The following is an 18,730-nucleotide window of genomic DNA, read 5'->3' on the forward strand; positions in this document are numbered from 1 at the left end:
AAGAAATAGAGAACTACATTGATTACTATAACCACAGCCGCCTCAGAGAGAAACTAAAAGGCCTGAGTCCGGTAGAGTATCGAACCCAGGCCATGAAGGCCGCCTGAATTTACATCGTCCAACTTCTGGGGGTCAGTTCATTGCCGAGCCCTGCATTGCCTCAGGAAAACTGCAATTCCTCGCCGGCCTGCGCGCTGGCCGCTTCGCTGAGCAGCTGATAAAACGGCTGCCCGCTGCGATCGCATAACCAAGCGCCGTCGCGGTAGTTGAAGTGGTAGCCGCCGGCCTTGGTGGCGAGCCACACCTGGTGCAGCGGCTCCTGGCGGTTGATGACGATTTTGGTGCCGTTTTCGAAGCTCAGCGTCATTACGCCGCCATTGGTTTCGTAATCGATGTCCGCATCGCCGTCAAAATCGTCCAGTGTCTCTTCAATATTCAGCATCAGCTGGTCGGCCAACTGGTGAAACTCGCTGTCGTTCATATTCAATTCCTATTGCTTTTCATGATCCACCTGCGATTATAGAGACCTTGGACGCATGAATTACAGGCATTAATGCAAATGAAAAAACAACTACGCTATGCGCTGATGGCCGTTCTGGTTACCGGCCTCGCCGGCTGTGGTCTGAAAGGCCCGCTTTACTTCCCGCCTGCCGACCCCGCCAGCCAAAAACCGGCCAAGCCGCCGGTGCAAACGGGCGATCAGGTGCAAAAGAACCAGCAGGAGCAGTCTGGCTCTCAGCAAAAACCGTCGATGGTCGACCAGTAACACACTGTTTACGGTGGCGAGCGCCGCCGTAAAATCAAGACGGATAGCGCGTCCAGATAGCGGAGTATGATATGCAGTTCTCCAAAATGCACGGTCTGGGCAACGACTTTATGGTGGTCGATGCCGTTACACAGAATGTCTATTTTTCACCTGAGCTGATCCGCCGGCTGGCCGATCGGCACCTGGGCGTCGGCTTTGACCAGATGCTGGTGGTAGAACCGCCTTACGATCCCGAGCTGGATTTTCACTACCGAATTTTCAACGCCGACGGCAGCGAAGTGGCGCAGTGCGGCAACGGCGCGCGCTGCTTCGCGCGCTTTGTGCGGCTGAAAGGGCTGACCAACAAACGCGACATCCGTGTCAGCACCCAAACCGGGCGCATGGTGCTCAGCGTCACCGACGACGATCTGGTGTGCGTCAACATGGGCGAGCCTAATTTCGATCCGCAGGCGGTGCCGTTCCGCGCCGCCAAGGCGGAAAAGACCTACATCATGCGCGCGGCGGAACACACCGTGCTGTGCGGCGTGGTGTCGATGGGCAACCCGCATTGTGTTTTGCAGGTGGACGATGTAAAAACCGCCAAGGTGGAGCTGCTCGGGCCGGTGCTGGAAGGGCATGAGCGCTTCCCGGAACGAGCCAACATCGGTTTTATGCAGGTGGTCAGCCGCGATCATATCAAGCTGCGCGTTTACGAGCGCGGCGCCGGCGAAACGCAGGCCTGCGGCAGCGGTGCCTGTGCGGCGGTGGCGGTGGGGATCCAACAGGAATTGCTGTCAGAAGAGGTGCATGTAGAACTGCCGGGCGGCAGCCTGCATATTCGCTGGAAAGGGCCGGGCAACCCGCTGTTTATGACCGGCCCGGCAACCCATGTCTATGACGGATTTATTCATCTATGAAAAGCGTAGAAGAACAGAGCGTCGCCGGCCTGGCGCTGGATGACGACACCGTGATGCAGTACCTGCTGCAGAACCCGGATTTCTTTATTCGCAACGCGCGCCAGGTTGAGCAGATGCGCGTGCCGCACCCGGTGCGCGGCACCGTTTCGCTGGTGGAATGGCATCTGGCCCGCCAGCGCAATCACATCGAACGGCTGGAAGAAGAGATCACGCTGCTGATGGAGCAGGCCAGCGCCAACGAAGGGCTGTTCGCCCGGTTGTTGCACCTGCAGGCCGATCTGGCCACCGCCGACAGCCTGCAGGACATGCTCAACCGGCTGCAGCGCTGGGCGCGCGGCTTTGGTTTGGCCGGCGCCACGGTGCGCCTGTTCGCCGAGCGCTGGAAGATCGGCGCGCCTTCCGACTTTACCCACCTGGCGCTGACGCGTTCGGCGTTCGAGCCGTTTCGCATTCAGCGGCTGGGTAGCGAACAACATTACCTCGGCGGCCTGAACGGCCCCGAACTGCTGCTGCTGTTGCCGCAGGCCAAACAGATTGGCCAGATTGGCTCGGTGGCGCTGTCGATGCTGGGCGACGATGGCGAACTGGGCATGGTGATCTTCAGCAGCCGCGATACGCAACACTATCAGCAGGGCATGGGCACGGTGATGCTCAATCAACTGGCGCACATGCTGCCGGCGCTGCTGGAACGCTGGGTCGAACGCGCATGACGCCGATTGCGCCCAGCCTGCAGCAGCCGGTGGACGCTTTTCTGCGTTATCTCAAGGTAGAACGGCAACTCAGCCCGCTGACGCAGCTTAGCTATTCGCGCCAGCTGGCGGCGCTGATGCGCCTGGCGCAGGAGATCGGCGTCACCGACTGGGCGGCGCTGGACGCCGCCCGGGTGCGCATGCTGGCGGCGCGCAGCAAACGCGCCGGCCTGCAGTCCGCCAGCCTGGCGCTGCGGCTCTCTTCGTTGCGCAGTTTCCTCGACTGGCTGGTCAGCCAGGGCGTATTGCACGCCAACCCCGCCAAAGGCATCCGCACGCCGCGCAGCGGCCGCCATCTGCCGAAAAACATCGACGTCGATGAAATGAACCAGCTGCTGGAGATCGATCTCAACGATCCGCTGGCGGTGCGCGATCGCGCCATGCTGGAGGTGATGTACGGCGCTGGCCTGCGCCTCTCCGAACTGGTGGGGCTGGATTGCCGCCATGTCGATATGGCGGCCGGCGAGGTGTGGGTGATGGGGAAAGGCAGCAAAGAGCGCAAATTGCCGATCGGGCGCACCGCCGTCACCTGGCTGGAACACTGGCTGGCGATGCGCGATCTGTTCGGGCCGGAAGATGACGCGATGTTCCTGTCCAATCAGGGGCGGCGCATCTCGACGCGCAACGTGCAAAAGCGCTTCGCCGAATGGGGCGTGAAACAGGGCGTCAACAGCCATATTCACCCGCACAAGCTGCGTCACTCCTTCGCCACTCACATGCTGGAGTCCAGCGGCGATCTGCGCGCGGTGCAGGAGCTGCTCGGCCACGCCAACCTGACCACCACGCAAATTTATACCCACCTCGACTTTCAACATCTGGCGAACGTGTACGATGCCGCGCATCCGCGCGCCAAACGGGGGAAATCCTGATGCATTTTTATCGCCCGCTGCGCCCGCTGGCGGCGCTGACTTTCGATCTGGACGACACGCTGTATGACAATCGCCCGGTGATCCGGCAAACCGAACAACAGTCGGTGGCCTTCCTGCAGAGCTACCATCCCGGTCTGAACAGCTTCCAGTCGGCGGATTTCCACCGCCTGCGCCAGGAGCTGCGCGAACAGGATCCGGAGATCTACCACGACGTCACCCAGTGGCGCTGGCGCGCCATTCATCTGGCGCTGAGCCGGCAGGGGCTGCGCGATGCCGACGCGGCGATCGGGGCCGATGCGGCGATGCAAAACTTCGCGCTGTGGCGCAGCCGCATCGAGGTGCCGCAAGCGACCCACGCCACGCTGAAGGCGCTGGCCGCGCGCTACCCGCTGGTGGCGATCACCAACGGCAACGCCGATCCGGCGCAGTGCGGCCTGGACGGTTATTTCCAGTTCGTGTTGCGCTCCGGGCCGGACGGGCGCGCCAAGCCGTATCAGGACATGTATCACCTGGCCGTCGAGCGGCTGGGCGTGGCGCCCGAGCAGATCCTGCACGTGGGCGACGATCTGACCACCGACGTCGCCGGCGCGCTGCGCGCGGGGCTGCAGGCCTGTTGGATCAACGATCGGCAACGCTGCCTGATGCAGGCCGCCGACAGCCGCCTGCTGCCGCATATTGAGATTTCGCAGTTGGCATCGCTGACAGCATTGTTATAATCCCTGCCAGAACTCTGTATAAATTTCCAGTGAAAAACCCGTCAGCGGCGGGTTTTCCCTTAACCATTAGTGGTGCCTATGGACGTCTCCGATCTGCTCGACAGCCTGAATGAAAAACAACGTGAAGCCGTGGCGGCGCCGCGCAGCAACCTGTTGGTTCTGGCCGGAGCGGGCAGCGGCAAGACGCGGGTGCTGGTGCATCGCATCGCCTGGCTGCTGTCGGTGGAGAACTGCTCGCCGTATTCGATCATGGCGGTGACCTTCACCAACAAGGCGGCGGCGGAAATGCGCCACCGTATCGAACATCTGATCGGCACCAGCCAGGGCGGCATGTGGATCGGCACCTTCCACGGCCTGGCGCACCGTCTGTTGCGCGCCCACCACCTGGAAGCCAACCTGCCGCAGGATTTCCAGATCCTCGACAGCGACGACCAGCTGCGGCTGCTCAAGCGCATCATCAAGGCGCTGAACGTCGACGAGAAGCAGTGGCCGCCGCGTCAGGCGATGTGGTACATCAACGGCAAGAAAGACGAGGGCCTGCGCCCGCAGCACGTCGAGACCTACAACAACCCGGTAGAAGCCACCTGGCTGCGCATCTACCAGGCCTATCAGGAAGCCTGCGATCGCGCGGGGCTGGTGGATTTCGCCGAGCTGCTGCTGCGCGCGCACGAGCTGTGGCTGAACAAGCCGCATATCCTCAACCACTACCGCGAACGTTTCACCAACGTGCTGGTGGACGAATTCCAGGATACCAACAGTATCCAGTACGCCTGGATCCGTTTGCTGGCGGGCGGCAACAGCAACGTGATGATCGTCGGCGACGATGACCAGTCGATCTACGGCTGGCGCGGCGCGCAGGTGGAAAACATCCAGCGCTTCCTGAAAGATTTCCCCGGCGCGGAAACCATCCGCCTGGAGCAGAACTACCGTTCCACCAGCAACATCCTGAAAGCGGCCAACACCCTGATCGCCAACAACGACGGGCGCATGGGCAAAAACCTGTGGACCGAAGGCGGCGAAGGCGAACCGATCTCCATCTACTGCGCCTTCAACGAACTCGACGAAGCGCGCTTCGTGGTCAACCGCATCAAGACCTGGCAGGACAACGGCGGGGCGCTGAACGACTGCGCCATCCTGTACCGCAGCAACGCCCAGTCGCGCGTGCTGGAAGAGGCGCTGCTGCAGACGGCGATGCCGTACCGCATCTACGGCGGCCAGCGCTTCTTCGAACGCCAGGAAATCAAGGATGCGCTGGCTTACCTGCGCCTCATTTCCAACCGCAACGACGACGCAGCCTTCGAGCGCGTGGTCAACACCCCGACGCGCGGCATCGGCGATCGCACCCTCGACGTGGTGCGCCAGGCGGCGCGCGATCGCCAGCTGACGCTGTGGCAGGCGACGCGTGAGCTGATGCAGGACAAGGTGTTGGCCGGCCGCGCCGCGTCGGCGCTGCAGCGCTTTATCGAACTGGTGGAGTCGCTGGCGCACGAAACCGCCGACATGCCGCTGCACGTGCAGACCGACCGGGTGATCCGCGATTCCGGGCTGTTCATCATGTATGAGCAGGAGAAAGGCGAAAAGGGGCAGGCGCGCATCGAAAACCTTGAGGAATTGGTGACGGCGACGCGCCAGTTCAGCTATCAGGACGAAGATCAGGATCTGATGCCGCTGCAGGCGTTCCTGTCGCATGCGGCGCTGGAAGCGGGCGAAGGCCAGGCCGACGCCTATCAGGACGCGGTGCAGCTGATGACCCTGCACTCCGCCAAGGGGCTGGAGTTCCCGCTGGTGTTTATCGTCGGCATGGAAGAGGGCATGTTCCCGAGCCAGATGTCGCTGGATGAAGGCGGCCGTCTGGAGGAGGAGCGCCGCCTGGCCTATGTGGGCGTAACGCGCGCCATGCAGAAGCTGACGCTGACCTATGCCGAAACGCGCCGTCTGTATGGCAAAGAGGTTTACCACCGGCCGTCGCGCTTTATCGGCGAACTGCCGGAAGAGTGCGTGGAAGAAGTGCGCCTGCGCGCCAGCGTATCGCGCCCGGTCAATCACCGCCGCATGGGCACGCCGATCAGCGAGAACGATACCGGCTACAAGCTGGGCCAGCGCGTGCGCCATCCCAAGTTTGGTGAAGGCACCATCGTCAATCTGGAGGGCAGCGGCGAGCACAGCCGGCTGCAGATCGCCTTCCCGGGCGAGGGCATCAAGTGGCTGGTGGCGGCCTACGCTCGCCTGGAAACGGTATAAAAGAGAGGGGCGCGTTGCAGGGGCAGCCCCTGCAATCGTTCAGGATCAGTGAGGGTAGCGATCGCCGACCTGCGCGGTGGCATACCAGCGCATCACCGCTTCGGTGCCTTCACCGCCTTCCTGCGGTGCCCACGGCATGCAGTCCTCTTCGGTCAACGCCTGATACGGGCCCTGCTTTACTTCGAACACCACGCCGCCGGCATCGACCGACAACACCGCATGCCAGGTAAATGCCGGCATCTCCAGCACTTTGGTTTCTTCGCCGAGCAGGGTGCGCTGCGTCACGACGCCGTCATCGTTGAACTGCAAGACGACAAAACGGCCGCGCAGCGGCGTCAGCAGTTCCCAGGTTTGCGGGTGACGGTGCGGGCGGATATAGGTGCCGGGTTCCATGGCGATCGCCAGGCGTTGCACCGGGTCGCTCAACTCTTCGTGTAAGGTGCGGTGCGCGCGCAGGCGGGGCACGCTGGCGGCCTGTTCGCTCATCGCGGTCAGTTCATGGGCGGTAATCTGTTTCATCGTTTAAATCCGCATGCTTGTCGTACCATTAGGGTGATGTCATCTTAGCAACATTCTTGGTGGCGGTAAGCGATCGCCGCGACTTTTTCAGTACGGTTTAGGCGCCATTTTTGCCATTGAACATCGTGATGATTTGTTGCGCAATTATCCCGCCTAACGTGTTGACAGGCTTTTTCTTCTCGGCGTAACATGCGCGCACTATTATCATTGAGGACAGACGCCTTGGACACACCCAGTAGATACTGGCTCACTGACCTGCGCCGCAGGTATAACTTCTAAGGCTCTCCGTTTTTGCTGATAGCCTTCGTGGTTGTCGGCGACCCCGCAAAGCGTCGCTATGAGTCAGATCTCTTCATGGTCTGAAACAAATCGGTGATACGCATCCCCTCTGTTTCTGTGCTTCAACGCGTTGTCCGCACCCGTTACCTTCACGGAGTTTTGGCACATGCTGAGCGCTTTTAAATTAGATAACCGCCGCTTGTCCCGTCTGGAGCTGGACGACTCGGATGATCTCACGTCATCGCTGTGGGTTGATCTGGTCGAGCCGGAAGAGGGCGAGCGTGAGCGCGTGCAGAATGAGCTGGGACAAAGCCTGGCGACGCGTCCCGAACTGGACGACATCGAAGCCTCCGCCCGTTTCTTCGAAGATGAAGACGGTCTGCATATCCACTCCTTCTTCTACTTTGAAGATGCGGAAGATCACGCCGGCAACTCCACGGTGGCGTTCACCATCCGCGACGGCCGCCTGTATACCCTGCGCGAGCGTGAACTGCCGGCGTTTCGCCTGTACCGCATGCGCGCCCGCAACCAGACCATGCTCGAAGGCAACGCCTACGAACTGCTGCTGGATCTGTTCGAAACCAAGATTGAACAGCTGGCGGACGAGATAGAGAACATCTACAGCGATCTGGAACAGCTCAGCCGGGTGATCATGGAAGGGCATCAGGGCGATGAATACGACGCCGCGCTATCGACGCTGGCGGAGCTGGAAGATATCGGCTGGAAGGTGCGTTTGTGTCTGATGGATACCCAGCGCGCGCTCAACTTCCTGGTGCGCAAGGCGCGTTTGCCGACCGGCCAGCTGGAGCAGGCGCGTGAAGTGCTGCGCGACATCGAATCCCTGCTGCCGCACAACGAATCGCTGTTCCAGAAGGTGAACTTCCTGATGCAGGCGGCGATGGGCTTCATCAACATCGAACAGAACCGCATCATCAAGATCTTCTCGGTGGTGTCGGTGGTGTTCCTGCCGCCGACGCTGGTGGCCTCCAGCTACGGCATGAACTTCGAATTCATGCCGGAGCTGAAATGGTCGTTCGGCTACCCGGGCGCCATCACCTTGATGATCCTGGCCGGTCTGGCCCCTTACCTGTACTTCAAGCGCAAGAACTGGCTGTAACCCGGCGGCGCCGGGCTCAGCGCAGCTTGCGTTGGGTGTAGAGCGCGTCGAGGGTGAACAGGATCAGCGCCGCCCAGATAAAGCCGAAGGTCACCAGTTTGTCCTGGCCGACGGTTTCGCCGTAGAAGGTGATCGCCAGCAGGAACATCAGCGTCGGGCCGAGATACTGGAAGAAACCGAGCGTCGACAGGCGCAGCCGGGTGGCCGCCGCGGTGAAGCACAGCAGCGGCACGGTGGTGACGATGCCGGCGGCGACCAGCAGCAGGTTCAGCGACCACGGGTTGGCGCTCAGGTGGCTGGTGGGGCTGTCGGCGAACAGGAACAGATAGGCCGCCGCCACCGGCAGCAGCCACAGCGTTTCGATCAGCATGCCGGTCTGGGCGTCGATGGCGATTTTCTTGCGCAGCAGGCCGTAGAAGGCGAAGCTGAACGCCAGCCCCAGACCGATGATCGGCAACGAACCGAACTGCCAGAGCTGCACCAGCACCCCGGTGAACGCCAGCGCCACCGCCACCCACTGCATGCGGCGAAAGCGCTCGCCGAGAAACAGCATCCCCAACAGCACGTTAACCAGCGGGTTGATGAAGTAGCCCAGGCTGGCTTCCAGCATATGGTGGTTGTTCACCGCCCAGATGAACAGCAGCCAGTTGCCGCCGATCAACAGCGCGGTGACCGCCAGCAGCAGCAGCCGTTTGCGATTTTGGCAGGCGGCGCGCACTTTCGGCCAGTTGCGGCCCAGCGTGATCAGCGCCAGCATGAAGAAAAACGACCAGATGATCCGGTGGGTAAGGATCTCGTCCGCGGATACTTGCTGAATCAGTTTGAAATAGGCCGGGGCGATGCCCCACATAAAATAGGCGGCCAGGGCGAAGAAAATGCCCTGACGCGTTTGCTTTGCGTCCATGACGTCACTCGGTGGGGAACGTAAGATGCGGTGAGTGTACTGAAGACGCCCACCGCACACAATCATCAGCCGACCAGATAGGTGGCGGTCGCGGTCGCGATATGCAGGCCGTCGTGGTTATGCAGTTCTACGCGCGCGACGGCGACCTTATTGCCGCTGCGCAGCACGCTGGCGGAGGCGACGAAGTGTTCGCCGCGGCCGGGGCGCAGGTAGTCGACGCGCAGATCGATGGTGCCCATGCGCGACAGTTTGGCGGCGATCTCTTCTTCGATCAGCGGCTCCATGCGCGTCAGCACCCCGCCGGCGCAGGCCAGCCCGGCGGCGACGTCGAGCACCGCGGCGATCACGCCGCCGTGCAGAATTTCCTGTGCGGCGTTGCCCACCAGCTTGCGCTGGTTGGTGAAGCTCAGCTCGACGTAATCATCGTCGAAGCGGCGCAGCTCCAGGCCAAGCTCGCGGTTGAACGGCATGTGGTAGACAAAGATTTCGCCGATCTTGCGGCGGGCGGCTTCCAGGGTCAGTGGTGTGGTCGACATAGCGGGTTTCCGTTTTTCTTTTGCGTTTTAAGGGAGCTAACTGGTCAGTCCAGGTTAATGGAATGTTGATTTTATGCTTAACCATTGTTGCTTTCCAGACTATTCCAATAAAACCGGCCTGCGCTGCGGTAAAGCCTCCTTTGTGTGTAAAATGGCCTGATTTTTTCCGGGATTGCCCTTTTTCGTTGGAGTGAGGAGAGGTTATGCGCATTTTGTCAGGGATCGTTTCCGCCACGCTGCTGATGCCGGCGCTGGCATTGGCTGAGGAAGCCAAAGAGCAGCAGATTCACGATAAGCCGGCGGTGCGCGGCAGCATTATCGCCAACCTGCTGCAGGAGCACGATAATCCGTTCACGCTGTACCCTTACGATCCCAATTACCTGCTGTATACCGACACCAGCGATATCAACCAAGAGGCCATCAAGACATACAACTGGGCCGACAAGGCGCGCAAGGACGAGGTGAAATACCAGCTTAGCCTGGCGTTTCCGCTGTGGCGGGGCATTGCCGGCGACAACTCGGTGCTCGGCGCGTCTTATACTCAGCGCTCCTGGTGGCAATTGTCCAACCGCGGCGAGTCTTCGCCGTTCCGCGAGACCAACTACGAGCCGCAGCTGTTCGTGGGGTGGGCGACCGATTACCGCTTTGCCGGTTGGACGCTGCGCGATGTTGAAATCGGCGTTAACCATCAATCCAACGGCCGCTCGGACCCGACGTCGCGCAGCTGGAATCGTGGCTATGCGCGGCTGATGGCGCAAAACGGCAACTGGCAGGTGGATCTCAAGCCCTGGTTCCGCTTCTCGGAGAGCTCGAGCAACGACGACAACCCGGACATCACCAAATACATGGGATACTACCGGCTGAAGGTCGGTTACGCCTGGGGCGACAGCGTGTTCAGCGTCGACAGCCACTACAACTGGAACAGCGGCTACGGCGGCGCGGAACTGGGCTGGAGCTATCCGATCACCCGCAACGTGCGATTCTATACCCAGGTGTTCAGCGGCTACGGCGAATCGCTGATCGACTACAACTTCCGGCAGACACGGGTGGGCGTTGGTGTCATGCTGAACGATATTATGTAATCATACCCGGTGGGTGTGTACCGATGAAAAAATGGGGAAGTGTGTGTCAACCGCAGCAGTGATTAACAGAGAGTTGCTGGCCGAGCAGGTATTGCGCGATACCTTCGGCTACCAGCAATTCCGTCCGGGCCAACAAACGATTATCAACGCCGCGATCGGCGGGCAGGATTGCCTGGTGGTGATGCCGACCGGCGGCGGCAAGTCGCTGTGTTACCAAATCCCGGCGCTGGTGATGGACGGCCTGACCCTGGTGGTTTCCCCGCTGATCTCGCTGATGAAGGACCAGGTCGACCAACTGTTGGCTTACGGCGTTTCCGCCGCCTGCTACAACTCGACGCAAACCCGCGAGGAGCAGCTGGACGTCATGGCCGGCTGCCGCAACGGCACCATTAAGATGCTGTACATCGCGCCGGAACGGCTGATGATGGAAAGCTTCCTCAACCTGCTCGACCACTGCCCGCCGGCGATGCTGGCGGTGGATGAGGCGCACTGTATTTCGCAGTGGGGCCATGACTTCCGGCCGGAATATCGCGCGCTGGGTCAGCTGAAACAGCGCTTCCCGTCGATGCCGGTGATCGCGCTGACCGCCACCGCCGACGAGTCCACCCGCGGCGATATCGTGCGCCTGCTGTCGTTGCAGGATCCGCTGGTGCAGGTCAGCAGCTTCGACCGGCCGAACATCCGCTACACGCTGGTGGAAAAATTCAAGCCGCTCGATCAGCTGTGGCGCTTCGTGCAGGATCAGCGCGGCAAGAGCGGCATTATCTATTGCAACAGCCGCGCCAAGGTGGAAGACACCGCCGCGCGTCTGCAGAGCCGCGGGCTGAGCGTCGGCGCCTACCACGCCGGGCTGGACAACGATCGCCGTGCGCAGGTGCAGGAAGCGTTCCAGCGCGACGATCTGCAGGTGGTGGTGGCCACCGTCGCCTTCGGCATGGGCATCAACAAACCCAACGTGCGCTTCGTGGTGCATTTCGACATTCCGCGCAATATCGAATCCTATTATCAGGAGACCGGCCGCGCCGGGCGCGACGGTCTGCCGGCCGAAGCCATCCTGCTGTACGATCCGGCCGACATGGCCTGGCTGCGCCGCTGTCTGGAGGAAAAACCCGCCGGACAGCAGCTGGATATCGAACGCCACAAGCTGAACGCCATGGGCGCGTTCGCCGAGGCGCAAACCTGCCGCCGTCTGGTGCTGCTCAACTACTTCGGCGAAGGCAAGCACGAGAACTGCGGCAACTGCGACATCTGCCTCGATCCGCCCAAGCGCTACGACGGGCTGGAGGATGCGCGCAAGGCGCTGTCCTGCGTGTACCGCGTCGGCCAGCGCTTCGGCCTCGGGTACATCGTGGAAGTGCTGCGCGGTTCCAACAACCAACGCATTCGCGAATACGGTCACGACAAGCTGCCGGTGTACGGCATCGGCCGCGATCAAACCACCGAACACTGGACCAGCGTGCTGCGTCAGCTGATCCACCTGGGCTTTATCACCCAGAACATTGCCATGCACTCGGCGCTGCAATTGACCGAGGCGGCGCGCCCGGTATTGCGCGGCGAGGTGGCGCTGCAGCTGGCGGTGCCGCGCATCCAGAGCCTGAAGTCGCGCGGTAGCGCCAACCAGAAATCCTACGGCGGCAATTACGATCGCAAGCTGTTCGCCAAGCTGCGAAAACTGCGCAAATCGATTGCCGATGAAGAGAACATTCCGCCGTATGTGGTGTTCAACGACGCCACGCTGCTGGAAATGGCCGAACAGATGCCGATCAAGGCCGGCGATCTGCTGAGCGTCAACGGCGTCGGCCAGCGCAAACTGGAGCGTTTCGGCGCGCCCTTTATGGCGATGATCCGCGACCATCTCGACAATGACGAAGACTGAGGGCAATAAATCATGCTGATGCTGTTTCTCACCGTGGCGCTGGTGCATCTGATTGCGCTGATGAGCCCGGGGCCGGACTTCTTTTTCGTGTCGCAAACCGCCGCCAGCCGCTCGCGCCGCGAGGCGATGATGGGGGTGGTCGGCATTTCGCTCGGCATCGTGGTGTGGGCCGGCGTGGCGTTGATGGGGCTGCATCTGATCCTGCAGAAGATGGCCTGGCTGCATCAGATCATCATGGTTGGCGGCGGCATTTACCTGTGCTGGATGGGGTGGCAACTGCTGCGTTCCGCGCGGGCGCAGCAAGCGCAGCCGGCGGCGGAGGCCCAAGTAGCGTTGCCGAAGGCCGGGCGCAGCTTTATTAGCGGTTTCCTGACCAATCTGTCCAACCCGAAGGAGGTGATCTATTTCGGCAGCGTGTTCTCGCTGTTCGTCGGCGACAGCGTCGGCGCCGGGGCGCGCTGGGGACTGTTCCTGCTGATCGTCGCCGAGACCTTCGTCTGGTTCAGCCTGGTGGCGGTGGTGTTCGCGCTGCCGGCGATGCGCCGCGGCTACCAGCGGTTGGCCAAGTGGATCGACGGGGTGGCGGGGGTGCTGTTCACCGGCTTCGGGTTACACCTGATCTTTACCCGCTGATCGGCAGTGACATGCCCAAGGCCGAGCAGCGATGCCCGGCCTTTTTTTCAGGCCTTGCGGGCGGTCGCCAGCAGCCCCGCCACCAGAATGAACAGCGAACCGAATACTCGGTTGAGCAGCTGCATTTGGCGCGGCGTTCTCAGCCAGCCGGCGATGCGCGTCGCCAGGGTGGCGTAACCGATCATCACCAGAATATCCACCACCACGGTGGTGACGCCGAGCACCAAATACTGCTCGGCCTGCGGCTGATTGGGCAAAATGAACTGCGGGAACAGCGCGGCGAGGAACACGATGCTTTTCGGGTTGGTCAGGTTGACCAGCACCGCGCGGCGGAACAGACGGCGGCGCGGCATGCTGCCCGCCAGCGCATGCAGATCCAGCGCCCCGGCGGCGCGCCATTGCTGGATGCCGAGCCACACCAGGTAGGCGGCGCCCAGCCATTTCAGCAGCTCGAACGCCAGCAGCGATTGCGATATCAGCGCACCGAGGCCGATGCCTACCAGCACGATGTGCGCGCTCAGCCCGACCTGTAGCCCGGCGATCGACGCGGCGGCGCCGCGATAGCCGTGGCTGATGCCGGTGCTCATGGTGTTGATGGCGCCTGAGCCGGGGGACAGGCTGAGGATAAGCGTGGTCAGCAGATAGGTTAACCACCAGTCCAAGGTCATGGTTCTTCGGCTCCCTGAAAGTGTCGTTTTGTGCCACAATGCGCCGAGGCGGCGCCGTTTTTTGTAAGAATTGAATCACAATACGCTAGTATGATTTCTTGTGCCAGCGGTCACATTTTCCGCCGGCCCCACAGGGAAAACGCTCTCGATGACCTCGTTCACTCTCAGCTCCGATGACTGGTTAACGCGTGAAACGCAGTTCGCTGCCTTCGCCACCGGGCCGCTGCTGGACTTCTGGCGGCTGCGGGAAGAGGGCGAGTTCAGCGGCGTGGACGGCGTGCCGATCCGCTTTGTACGTTTTCGCTCCGCGCGACATCAGCGGGTGGTGGTGGTCAGCCCCGGCCGCATCGAAAGCTACGTGAAATACCCCGAGGTGGCCTACGATCTGTTCCACTGCGGTTACGACGTGGTGATCGTCGATCATCGCGGCCAGGGGCGCTCCGGCCGTTTACTGGCGGATACGCACCGCGGTCATGTGGTAAACTTCGCCGACTACGTGGACGATTTCGAGCAGCTTTGGCAGCGCGAGGTCGAATCGCGCGGTTATCGGCAGCGCTTCGCGCTGGCGCATTCGATGGGCGGCGCGATCCTGGCGCAGTTCCTGCAGCGCCGGCCGCAGGCGTTCGACGCGGCGGCGTTTTGCGCGCCGATGTTCGGCATCCAGTTGCCGATGCCGGATTGGCTGGCCGACCGCATTCTCGACTGGGCGGAGGCCCACCCGGCGATCCGCGACTATTACGCGGTGGGCACCGGCCAGTGGCGGCCGCTGCCGTATGTGGTCAACGTGTTGACCCACAGCCGCGAACGCTACCGGCGCAGCCTGCGCTATTACGCCGATTACCCCGAGCTGCAGGTGGGCGGGCCGACCTACCATTGGGTGCGGGAGAGCATCCGCGCCGGCCGGCAGATTATCGCTCGGGCCGGGGCGATCACAACGCCGCTGTTGCTTTTGCAAGCCGGTGAAGAACGAGTCGTCGACAACCGTTCGCACCAGGCTTTTTGTCAGGCTCTGTCAGACGCGGGGCGCCCTTGCGAAGGGCGGCTTCCGTGGGTTATCAACGGCGCACGCCATGAGATCCTGTTCGAGCGGGACGCGATGCGCGCCGAAGCACTGAACGCAATCCTGCGCTTCTTTGCTCAACACTTAGGCGGCGCGCTGCCGCCGACAACTCCATCAGAGGTTAGAACATAACGCTATGTATCACGTCGTCGCTTCCGATTTAGATGGCACGCTGCTGTCTCCCGACCATACCCTGTCGCCGTACGCCAAAGAAACGCTGAAGTTGCTGACCCAGCGCGGCGTGCATTTCGTATTCGCCACCGGCCGCCACCATATCGACGTGGCGCAGATCCGCGACAGCCTGGAGATCAGCGCCTTTATGATCACCTCCAACGGCGCGCGGGTGCACAACACCGCCGGCGAGCTGATTTTCAGTCACAACCTGGACGAGGATATCGCCCGCGATCTGTACGGCATGCTGCACGACGATCCGGAGATCACCACCAACGTCTACCGCAACGACGATTGGTTTACCAACCGCGAAAGCCCGGAGCAGGAAGAATTCTTCCAGGAGTCGGTGTTCAAATATCAGCTGTTCGAACCGGGCCTGCTGGAAACCGACGGCGTCTGCAAGGTTTACTTCACCTGCGAAGATCACGAGCGGCTGCTGCAGGTGGAAGACGCCATCAACGCGCGCTGGGGCGATCGGGTCAACGTCAGCTTCTCGTTCCCGACCTGCCTGGAAGTGATGGCGGGCGGCGTGTCGAAAGGGCATGCGCTGGAAGAAGTGGCCAAGATCATCGGCTATACGCTGCAAGAGTGCATCGCCTTCGGCGACGGCATGAACGATCTGGAGATGCTGTCGATGGCCGGCAAGGGCTGCATCATGCGCGACGCGCATCAGCGCTTGAAGGATATGTTGCCGGAGCTGGAAGTGATCGGCTCCAACGTCGATAACGCGGTGCCGCACTATCTGCGCAAGATGTTCCTCTGACATAACCCGGGCGTTTCTCGGAAATAACAAGGGCGCCTTGCGGCGCCCTTGGCATTACTTGTGCTGGCCCTGCTTCTGCAGGAACTGCACGCCCTTGTCCGGGAAGTCGGTGAACACGCCGTCGACGCCGGCCTGGTTGTAAATCACGTCATACAGCTGGTTCACGTCGGTCACGTACTTCGGCAGCGCATCGGCGCGGATGGTGAACGGATGTACCGCCAGCTTGCTGGCGTGCGCTTCTTTCACCATGTCGGTCAGCACGATGTGGCCCGGCTTGGATTTATCCGCCACCACCAGCATGTGGTAGTCCGGCCCGATGCCGTCGGCATACTGAGCGATTTTCTGCATCGCGCCCGGCTTGAACATCCAGTCGTAGTCGTATTCTACCCACTTGCCGTCGGCTTTCTGCTCGTAGGTTTCCTGCCAGTCGTTATAGGCGATCAGCTGCACCAGCTTCAGATCCATGCCCAGCTTCGGCTCCAGCTCGTTCTTGATGCGTTTGAGCTCGTTGGCGTCGAAGCACTGCAGGTAGACGTTGTCGTTTTTGCCGGTGTAGCCGTATTGCTTGAGCACCGCCAGCACTTTGCTGGAGATGTCCTTGCCTTCCTGTTTGTGGAACCACGGCGCCTTGATTTCAGGGTAGATGCCGATGTTCTTGCCGGTCGAATGGTTCAGACCCTGCACGAACTCGATCTCTTCCTGGAAGGTGTGTACGCGGAAGTCGGATTTGCCCATCGGGAAGCGGCCAGGGTAGCCCTGCACCTTCTTGCCGTTTTCGATTTCAAAGCCTTCGGTGAACTTCAGCGATTTGATCTCCGCCAGCGTAAAGTCGATGGCGTAATAACGGCCGTCCTTGCGCGCGCGATCCGGGAAGCGTTCGGCGACGTCGGTGACGCGATCGAGGTAATGGTCGTGCAGCACCACCAGCTCGTTGTCTTTGGTCATCACCAGATCTTGTTCGAGGTAATCGGCGCCCTGCGCGTAGGCCATCGCCTTCGCCGGCAGGGTGTGTTCCGGCAGGTAGCCGCTGGCGCCGCGGTGGGCGATCACTACTTTGTCCGCCGCCTGCGCGGCGCTGACCATTGAGGTAGCGAGAATGATCCCTGTCAGCAGGGCTTTGACTTGAGTCCGCATTCCGTTTTCTCCTTGTTGTTGGGGGCAGGGTAGTAAAAAGGCCGCAGGGCGGCCTTTAAATCATGCAAAAGTCGTGTGACGGTTAGCCGCGCTTGCCGGCAGCGATTTCCGCGTGGTGTTTCTTTTCGTTCAGCATGGTCAGCAGCAGCAGGATAACCGCCAGCACGCCGCCGCCGATCATCACCATGAAGCCGCCGTCCCAACCGAAGAAGTCTACGGTGTAGCCGACGATGGCGCTGGCCGCGACCGAGCCGCCCAGGTAGCCGAACAGGCCGGTGAAGCCCGCGGCGGTGCCGGCGGCTTTCTTCGGCGCCAGCTCCAGCGCGTGCAGGCCGATCAGCATCACCGGGCCGTAGATCAGGAAGCCGATGACCAGCATACAGATCATGTCCACGGTCGGGTTGCCCGGCGGGTTCATCCAGAACACCACGGTGGCGATGGTCACCAGCGTCATGAAGAACACGCCGGTGGCGCCGCGGTTGCCTTTGAACACTTTGTCCGACATCCAGCCGCACAGCAGGGTGCCCGGGATACCGGCGTATTCATACAGGAAGTAGGCCCAGGAAGACTTGTCCAGCGCGAAGTGCTTCACTTCTTTCAGGTAGGTCGGCGACCAGTCCAGAATGCCGTAACGCAGCAGATAGACGAACACGTTGGCGACCGCGATGTACCACAGCAGCTTGTTCGGCAGGATGTACTGCATGAAGATCTGCTTGGCGGTCAGCTCTTCTTCGTCTTTTTCGCTGTAGTCGTCCGGGTAGTCGTTTTTGTACTCTTCAATCGGCGGCAGGCCGCAGGATTGCGGGGTGTCGCGCATCAGGCCGAAGGCGATCAGGGCCACCAGGATGGCGCCGAAGGCCGGCATGTACAGCGCCGCGTGCCAGTCGTTGAACCAGGCCATACCCAGCAGGAACAGCAGCGGCGGCAGGCCGCCACCCACGTTGTGGGCGCAGTTCCAGATGGAGACGATGCCGCCGCGTTCTTTCTGCGACCACCAGTGCACCATGGTGCGGCCGCACGGCGGCCAACCCATGCCCTGGAACCAGCCGCACAGGAACAGCAGGACGAACATGATGGCGATGCTGGAGGTGGCCCACGGCACGAAGCCCATGAACAACATCACCGCCGCCGCCAGGATCAGGCCGGCAGGCAGGAACACTCGCGGGTTGGAACGGTCGGAGACCGAACCCATGATGAATTTGGAGAAGCCGTAGGCGATGGAAATGCCCGACAGCGCGAAGCCGAGGTCACCGCGGCTGAAGCCTTGTTCGATCAGGTAAGGCATGGCCAGGGTGAAGTTCTTACGCACCAGATAGTAAGCGGCGTAACCGAAGAAGATCCCCAGGAAAATTTGCCAGCGCAGCTTACGGTAGAGCGGGTCTACCTTATCGCTCGGCACACGGGCGATGTGTGCGGCCGGCTTAAAAATACTCAACATGAGCGCCTCCGATGGCTTTATCTGTTATCACATCAATATGACCTTTTACGTTCATTTGATGATTGAGCGGATATCGAATGTGGTGTTTTTGTGTTCCATAACGAGCGCCATTGTCGTCAAATACGCCTGGTGTCGCTGTGACGAATGGCGCAATTGTTACACTTTTATGAAACCACGGCGGATTTTGAGCGATTCGTTAACGTTATGAAATAGAAAAACGTCCAAAAATCGTGATTATGATCACATTGATGGTTTTTTGTGGACATTTTTATTTCGTTTGATGTTCGTTCTTGTTCCTTATCAAACAAAGACC

At 61.1% G+C, this 18,730-nt stretch carries 20 protein-coding genes; 13 read left to right on the forward strand and 7 right to left on the reverse strand.

The genetic code is table 11. The features are described from left to right. The coding region (locus REA38_RS16575) for an IS3 family transposase (RefSeq protein ID WP_308886054.1) at positions 1-107 on the forward strand (107 nt) is incomplete at its 5' end. A 53-nt stretch (positions 108-160) separates the two neighbouring features. On the opposite strand, the gene cyaY is transcribed toward REA38_RS16575, so the two are convergent. Next, positions 161-481, reverse strand: a complete 321-nt coding sequence (cyaY, locus tag REA38_RS16580; RefSeq protein ID WP_197653124.1) for an iron donor protein CyaY — start codon at positions 479-481, stop codon at positions 161-163. A 78-nt stretch (positions 482-559) separates the two neighbouring features. Between cyaY and REA38_RS16585 the strand changes: the two genes are divergently transcribed. The 6 genes from REA38_RS16585 (at position 560) to uvrD (ending at position 6,237) form a co-directional block, all read left to right on the forward strand. Further along, positions 560-766 (forward strand): lipoprotein, encoded by a 207-nt coding sequence (locus REA38_RS16585; RefSeq protein ID WP_004934241.1) that lies wholly within the window; start codon positions 560-562, stop codon positions 764-766. Positions 767-837: 71 nt separating this feature from the next. After that, a complete protein-coding gene (gene dapF, locus REA38_RS16590; RefSeq protein WP_004934244.1) occupies positions 838-1,662 on the forward strand; it encodes a diaminopimelate epimerase in 825 nt (274 codons plus the stop codon). Beyond that, positions 1,659-2,372, forward strand: a complete 714-nt coding sequence (locus REA38_RS16595; protein ID WP_308886258.1) for a DUF484 domain-containing protein — start codon at positions 1,659-1,661, stop codon at positions 2,370-2,372. The genes dapF and REA38_RS16595 overlap by 4 nt, the downstream gene beginning before the upstream one ends. Next, entirely contained in the window at positions 2,369-3,280 is a 912-nt protein-coding gene (gene xerC, locus REA38_RS16600) for a tyrosine recombinase XerC (protein WP_016929495.1), read from the forward strand. The genes REA38_RS16595 and xerC overlap by 4 nt, the downstream gene beginning before the upstream one ends. Further along, on the forward strand, positions 3,280-3,996 hold the full coding sequence (yigB, locus tag REA38_RS16605; RefSeq protein WP_033649639.1) for a 5-amino-6-(5-phospho-D-ribitylamino)uracil phosphatase YigB: 717 nt from the start codon (positions 3,280-3,282) through the stop codon (positions 3,994-3,996). The genes xerC and yigB overlap by 1 nt, the downstream gene beginning before the upstream one ends. Before the next feature lie 78 nt (positions 3,997-4,074). Beyond that, on the forward strand, positions 4,075-6,237 hold the full coding sequence (gene uvrD, locus REA38_RS16610; protein ID WP_033649640.1) for a DNA helicase II: 2,163 nt from the start codon (positions 4,075-4,077) through the stop codon (positions 6,235-6,237). 45 nt (positions 6,238-6,282) lie between these two features. On the opposite strand, the gene REA38_RS16615 is transcribed toward uvrD, so the two are convergent. After that, positions 6,283-6,756, reverse strand: coding sequence for a WbuC family cupin fold metalloprotein (locus tag REA38_RS16615; RefSeq protein ID WP_033636654.1), 474 nt, complete (start codon positions 6,754-6,756; stop codon positions 6,283-6,285). Positions 6,757-7,201: 445 nt separating this feature from the next. Here REA38_RS16615 and corA point away from each other — a divergent pair, with 445 nt between their 5' ends. Next, a complete protein-coding gene (gene corA, locus REA38_RS16620) occupies positions 7,202-8,152 on the forward strand; it encodes a magnesium/cobalt transporter CorA (protein ID WP_004934262.1) in 951 nt (316 codons plus the stop codon). 16 nt (positions 8,153-8,168) lie between these two features. Here corA and rarD read toward each other — a convergent pair whose 3' ends face one another. Beyond that, positions 8,169-9,056 (reverse strand): EamA family transporter RarD, encoded by an 888-nt coding sequence (rarD, locus tag REA38_RS16625; RefSeq protein WP_033636655.1) that lies wholly within the window; start codon positions 9,054-9,056, stop codon positions 8,169-8,171. A gap of 65 nt (positions 9,057-9,121) precedes the next feature. Further along, complete coding sequence (locus tag REA38_RS16630) at positions 9,122-9,592, reverse strand: thioesterase family protein (protein ID WP_033636656.1); 471 nt, start codon at positions 9,590-9,592, stop codon at positions 9,122-9,124. A gap of 203 nt (positions 9,593-9,795) precedes the next feature. Here REA38_RS16630 and pldA point away from each other — a divergent pair, with 203 nt between their 5' ends. Genes pldA through rhtC form a run of 3 tightly spaced genes read left to right on the forward strand, consistent with a single transcriptional unit; the run spans position 9,796 to position 13,183 of the window. Then, entirely contained in the window at positions 9,796-10,674 is an 879-nt protein-coding gene (gene pldA / locus REA38_RS16635; protein ID WP_033636657.1) for a phospholipase A, read from the forward strand. 43 nt (positions 10,675-10,717) lie between these two features. Next, entirely contained in the window at positions 10,718-12,550 is a 1,833-nt protein-coding gene (recQ, locus tag REA38_RS16640; RefSeq protein WP_033636658.1) for an ATP-dependent DNA helicase RecQ, read from the forward strand. 12 nt (positions 12,551-12,562) lie between these two features. Beyond that, positions 12,563-13,183, forward strand: a complete 621-nt coding sequence (gene rhtC / locus REA38_RS16645) for a threonine export protein RhtC (protein ID WP_308886261.1) — start codon at positions 12,563-12,565, stop codon at positions 13,181-13,183. A gap of 47 nt (positions 13,184-13,230) precedes the next feature. Here rhtC and rhtB read toward each other — a convergent pair whose 3' ends face one another. Beyond that, on the reverse strand, positions 13,231-13,851 hold the full coding sequence (gene rhtB, locus REA38_RS16650; RefSeq protein ID WP_025304879.1) for a homoserine/homoserine lactone efflux protein: 621 nt from the start codon (positions 13,849-13,851) through the stop codon (positions 13,231-13,233). 148 nt (positions 13,852-13,999) lie between these two features. Between rhtB and pldB the strand changes: the two genes are divergently transcribed. Continuing rightward, positions 14,000-15,043, forward strand: a complete 1,044-nt coding sequence (gene pldB / locus REA38_RS16655; protein ID WP_308886262.1) for a lysophospholipase L2 — start codon at positions 14,000-14,002, stop codon at positions 15,041-15,043. A gap of 4 nt (positions 15,044-15,047) precedes the next feature. Then, positions 15,048-15,845 (forward strand): sugar/pyridoxal phosphate phosphatase YigL, encoded by a 798-nt coding sequence (yigL, locus tag REA38_RS16660; RefSeq protein WP_033636660.1) that lies wholly within the window; start codon positions 15,048-15,050, stop codon positions 15,843-15,845. Between the two features lie 54 nt (positions 15,846-15,899). Here yigL and glpQ read toward each other — a convergent pair whose 3' ends face one another. Together glpQ and glpT are read right to left on the reverse strand one after the other, a co-directional pair. Then, positions 15,900-16,979, reverse strand: coding sequence for a glycerophosphodiester phosphodiesterase (glpQ, locus tag REA38_RS16665; protein WP_033649644.1), 1,080 nt, complete (start codon positions 16,977-16,979; stop codon positions 15,900-15,902). Between the two features lie 82 nt (positions 16,980-17,061). Next, positions 17,062-18,417, reverse strand: coding sequence for a glycerol-3-phosphate transporter (gene glpT, locus REA38_RS16670; protein WP_033636663.1), 1,356 nt, complete (start codon positions 18,415-18,417; stop codon positions 17,062-17,064). Between the last annotated feature and the right edge of the window lie 313 nt (positions 18,418-18,730).

Origin of the sequence: Serratia sp. MF1(2023), assembly GCF_030954545.1 — a bacterium.
Classification (GTDB): Bacteria; Pseudomonadota; Gammaproteobacteria; order Enterobacterales; family Enterobacteriaceae; genus Serratia; species Serratia sarumanii.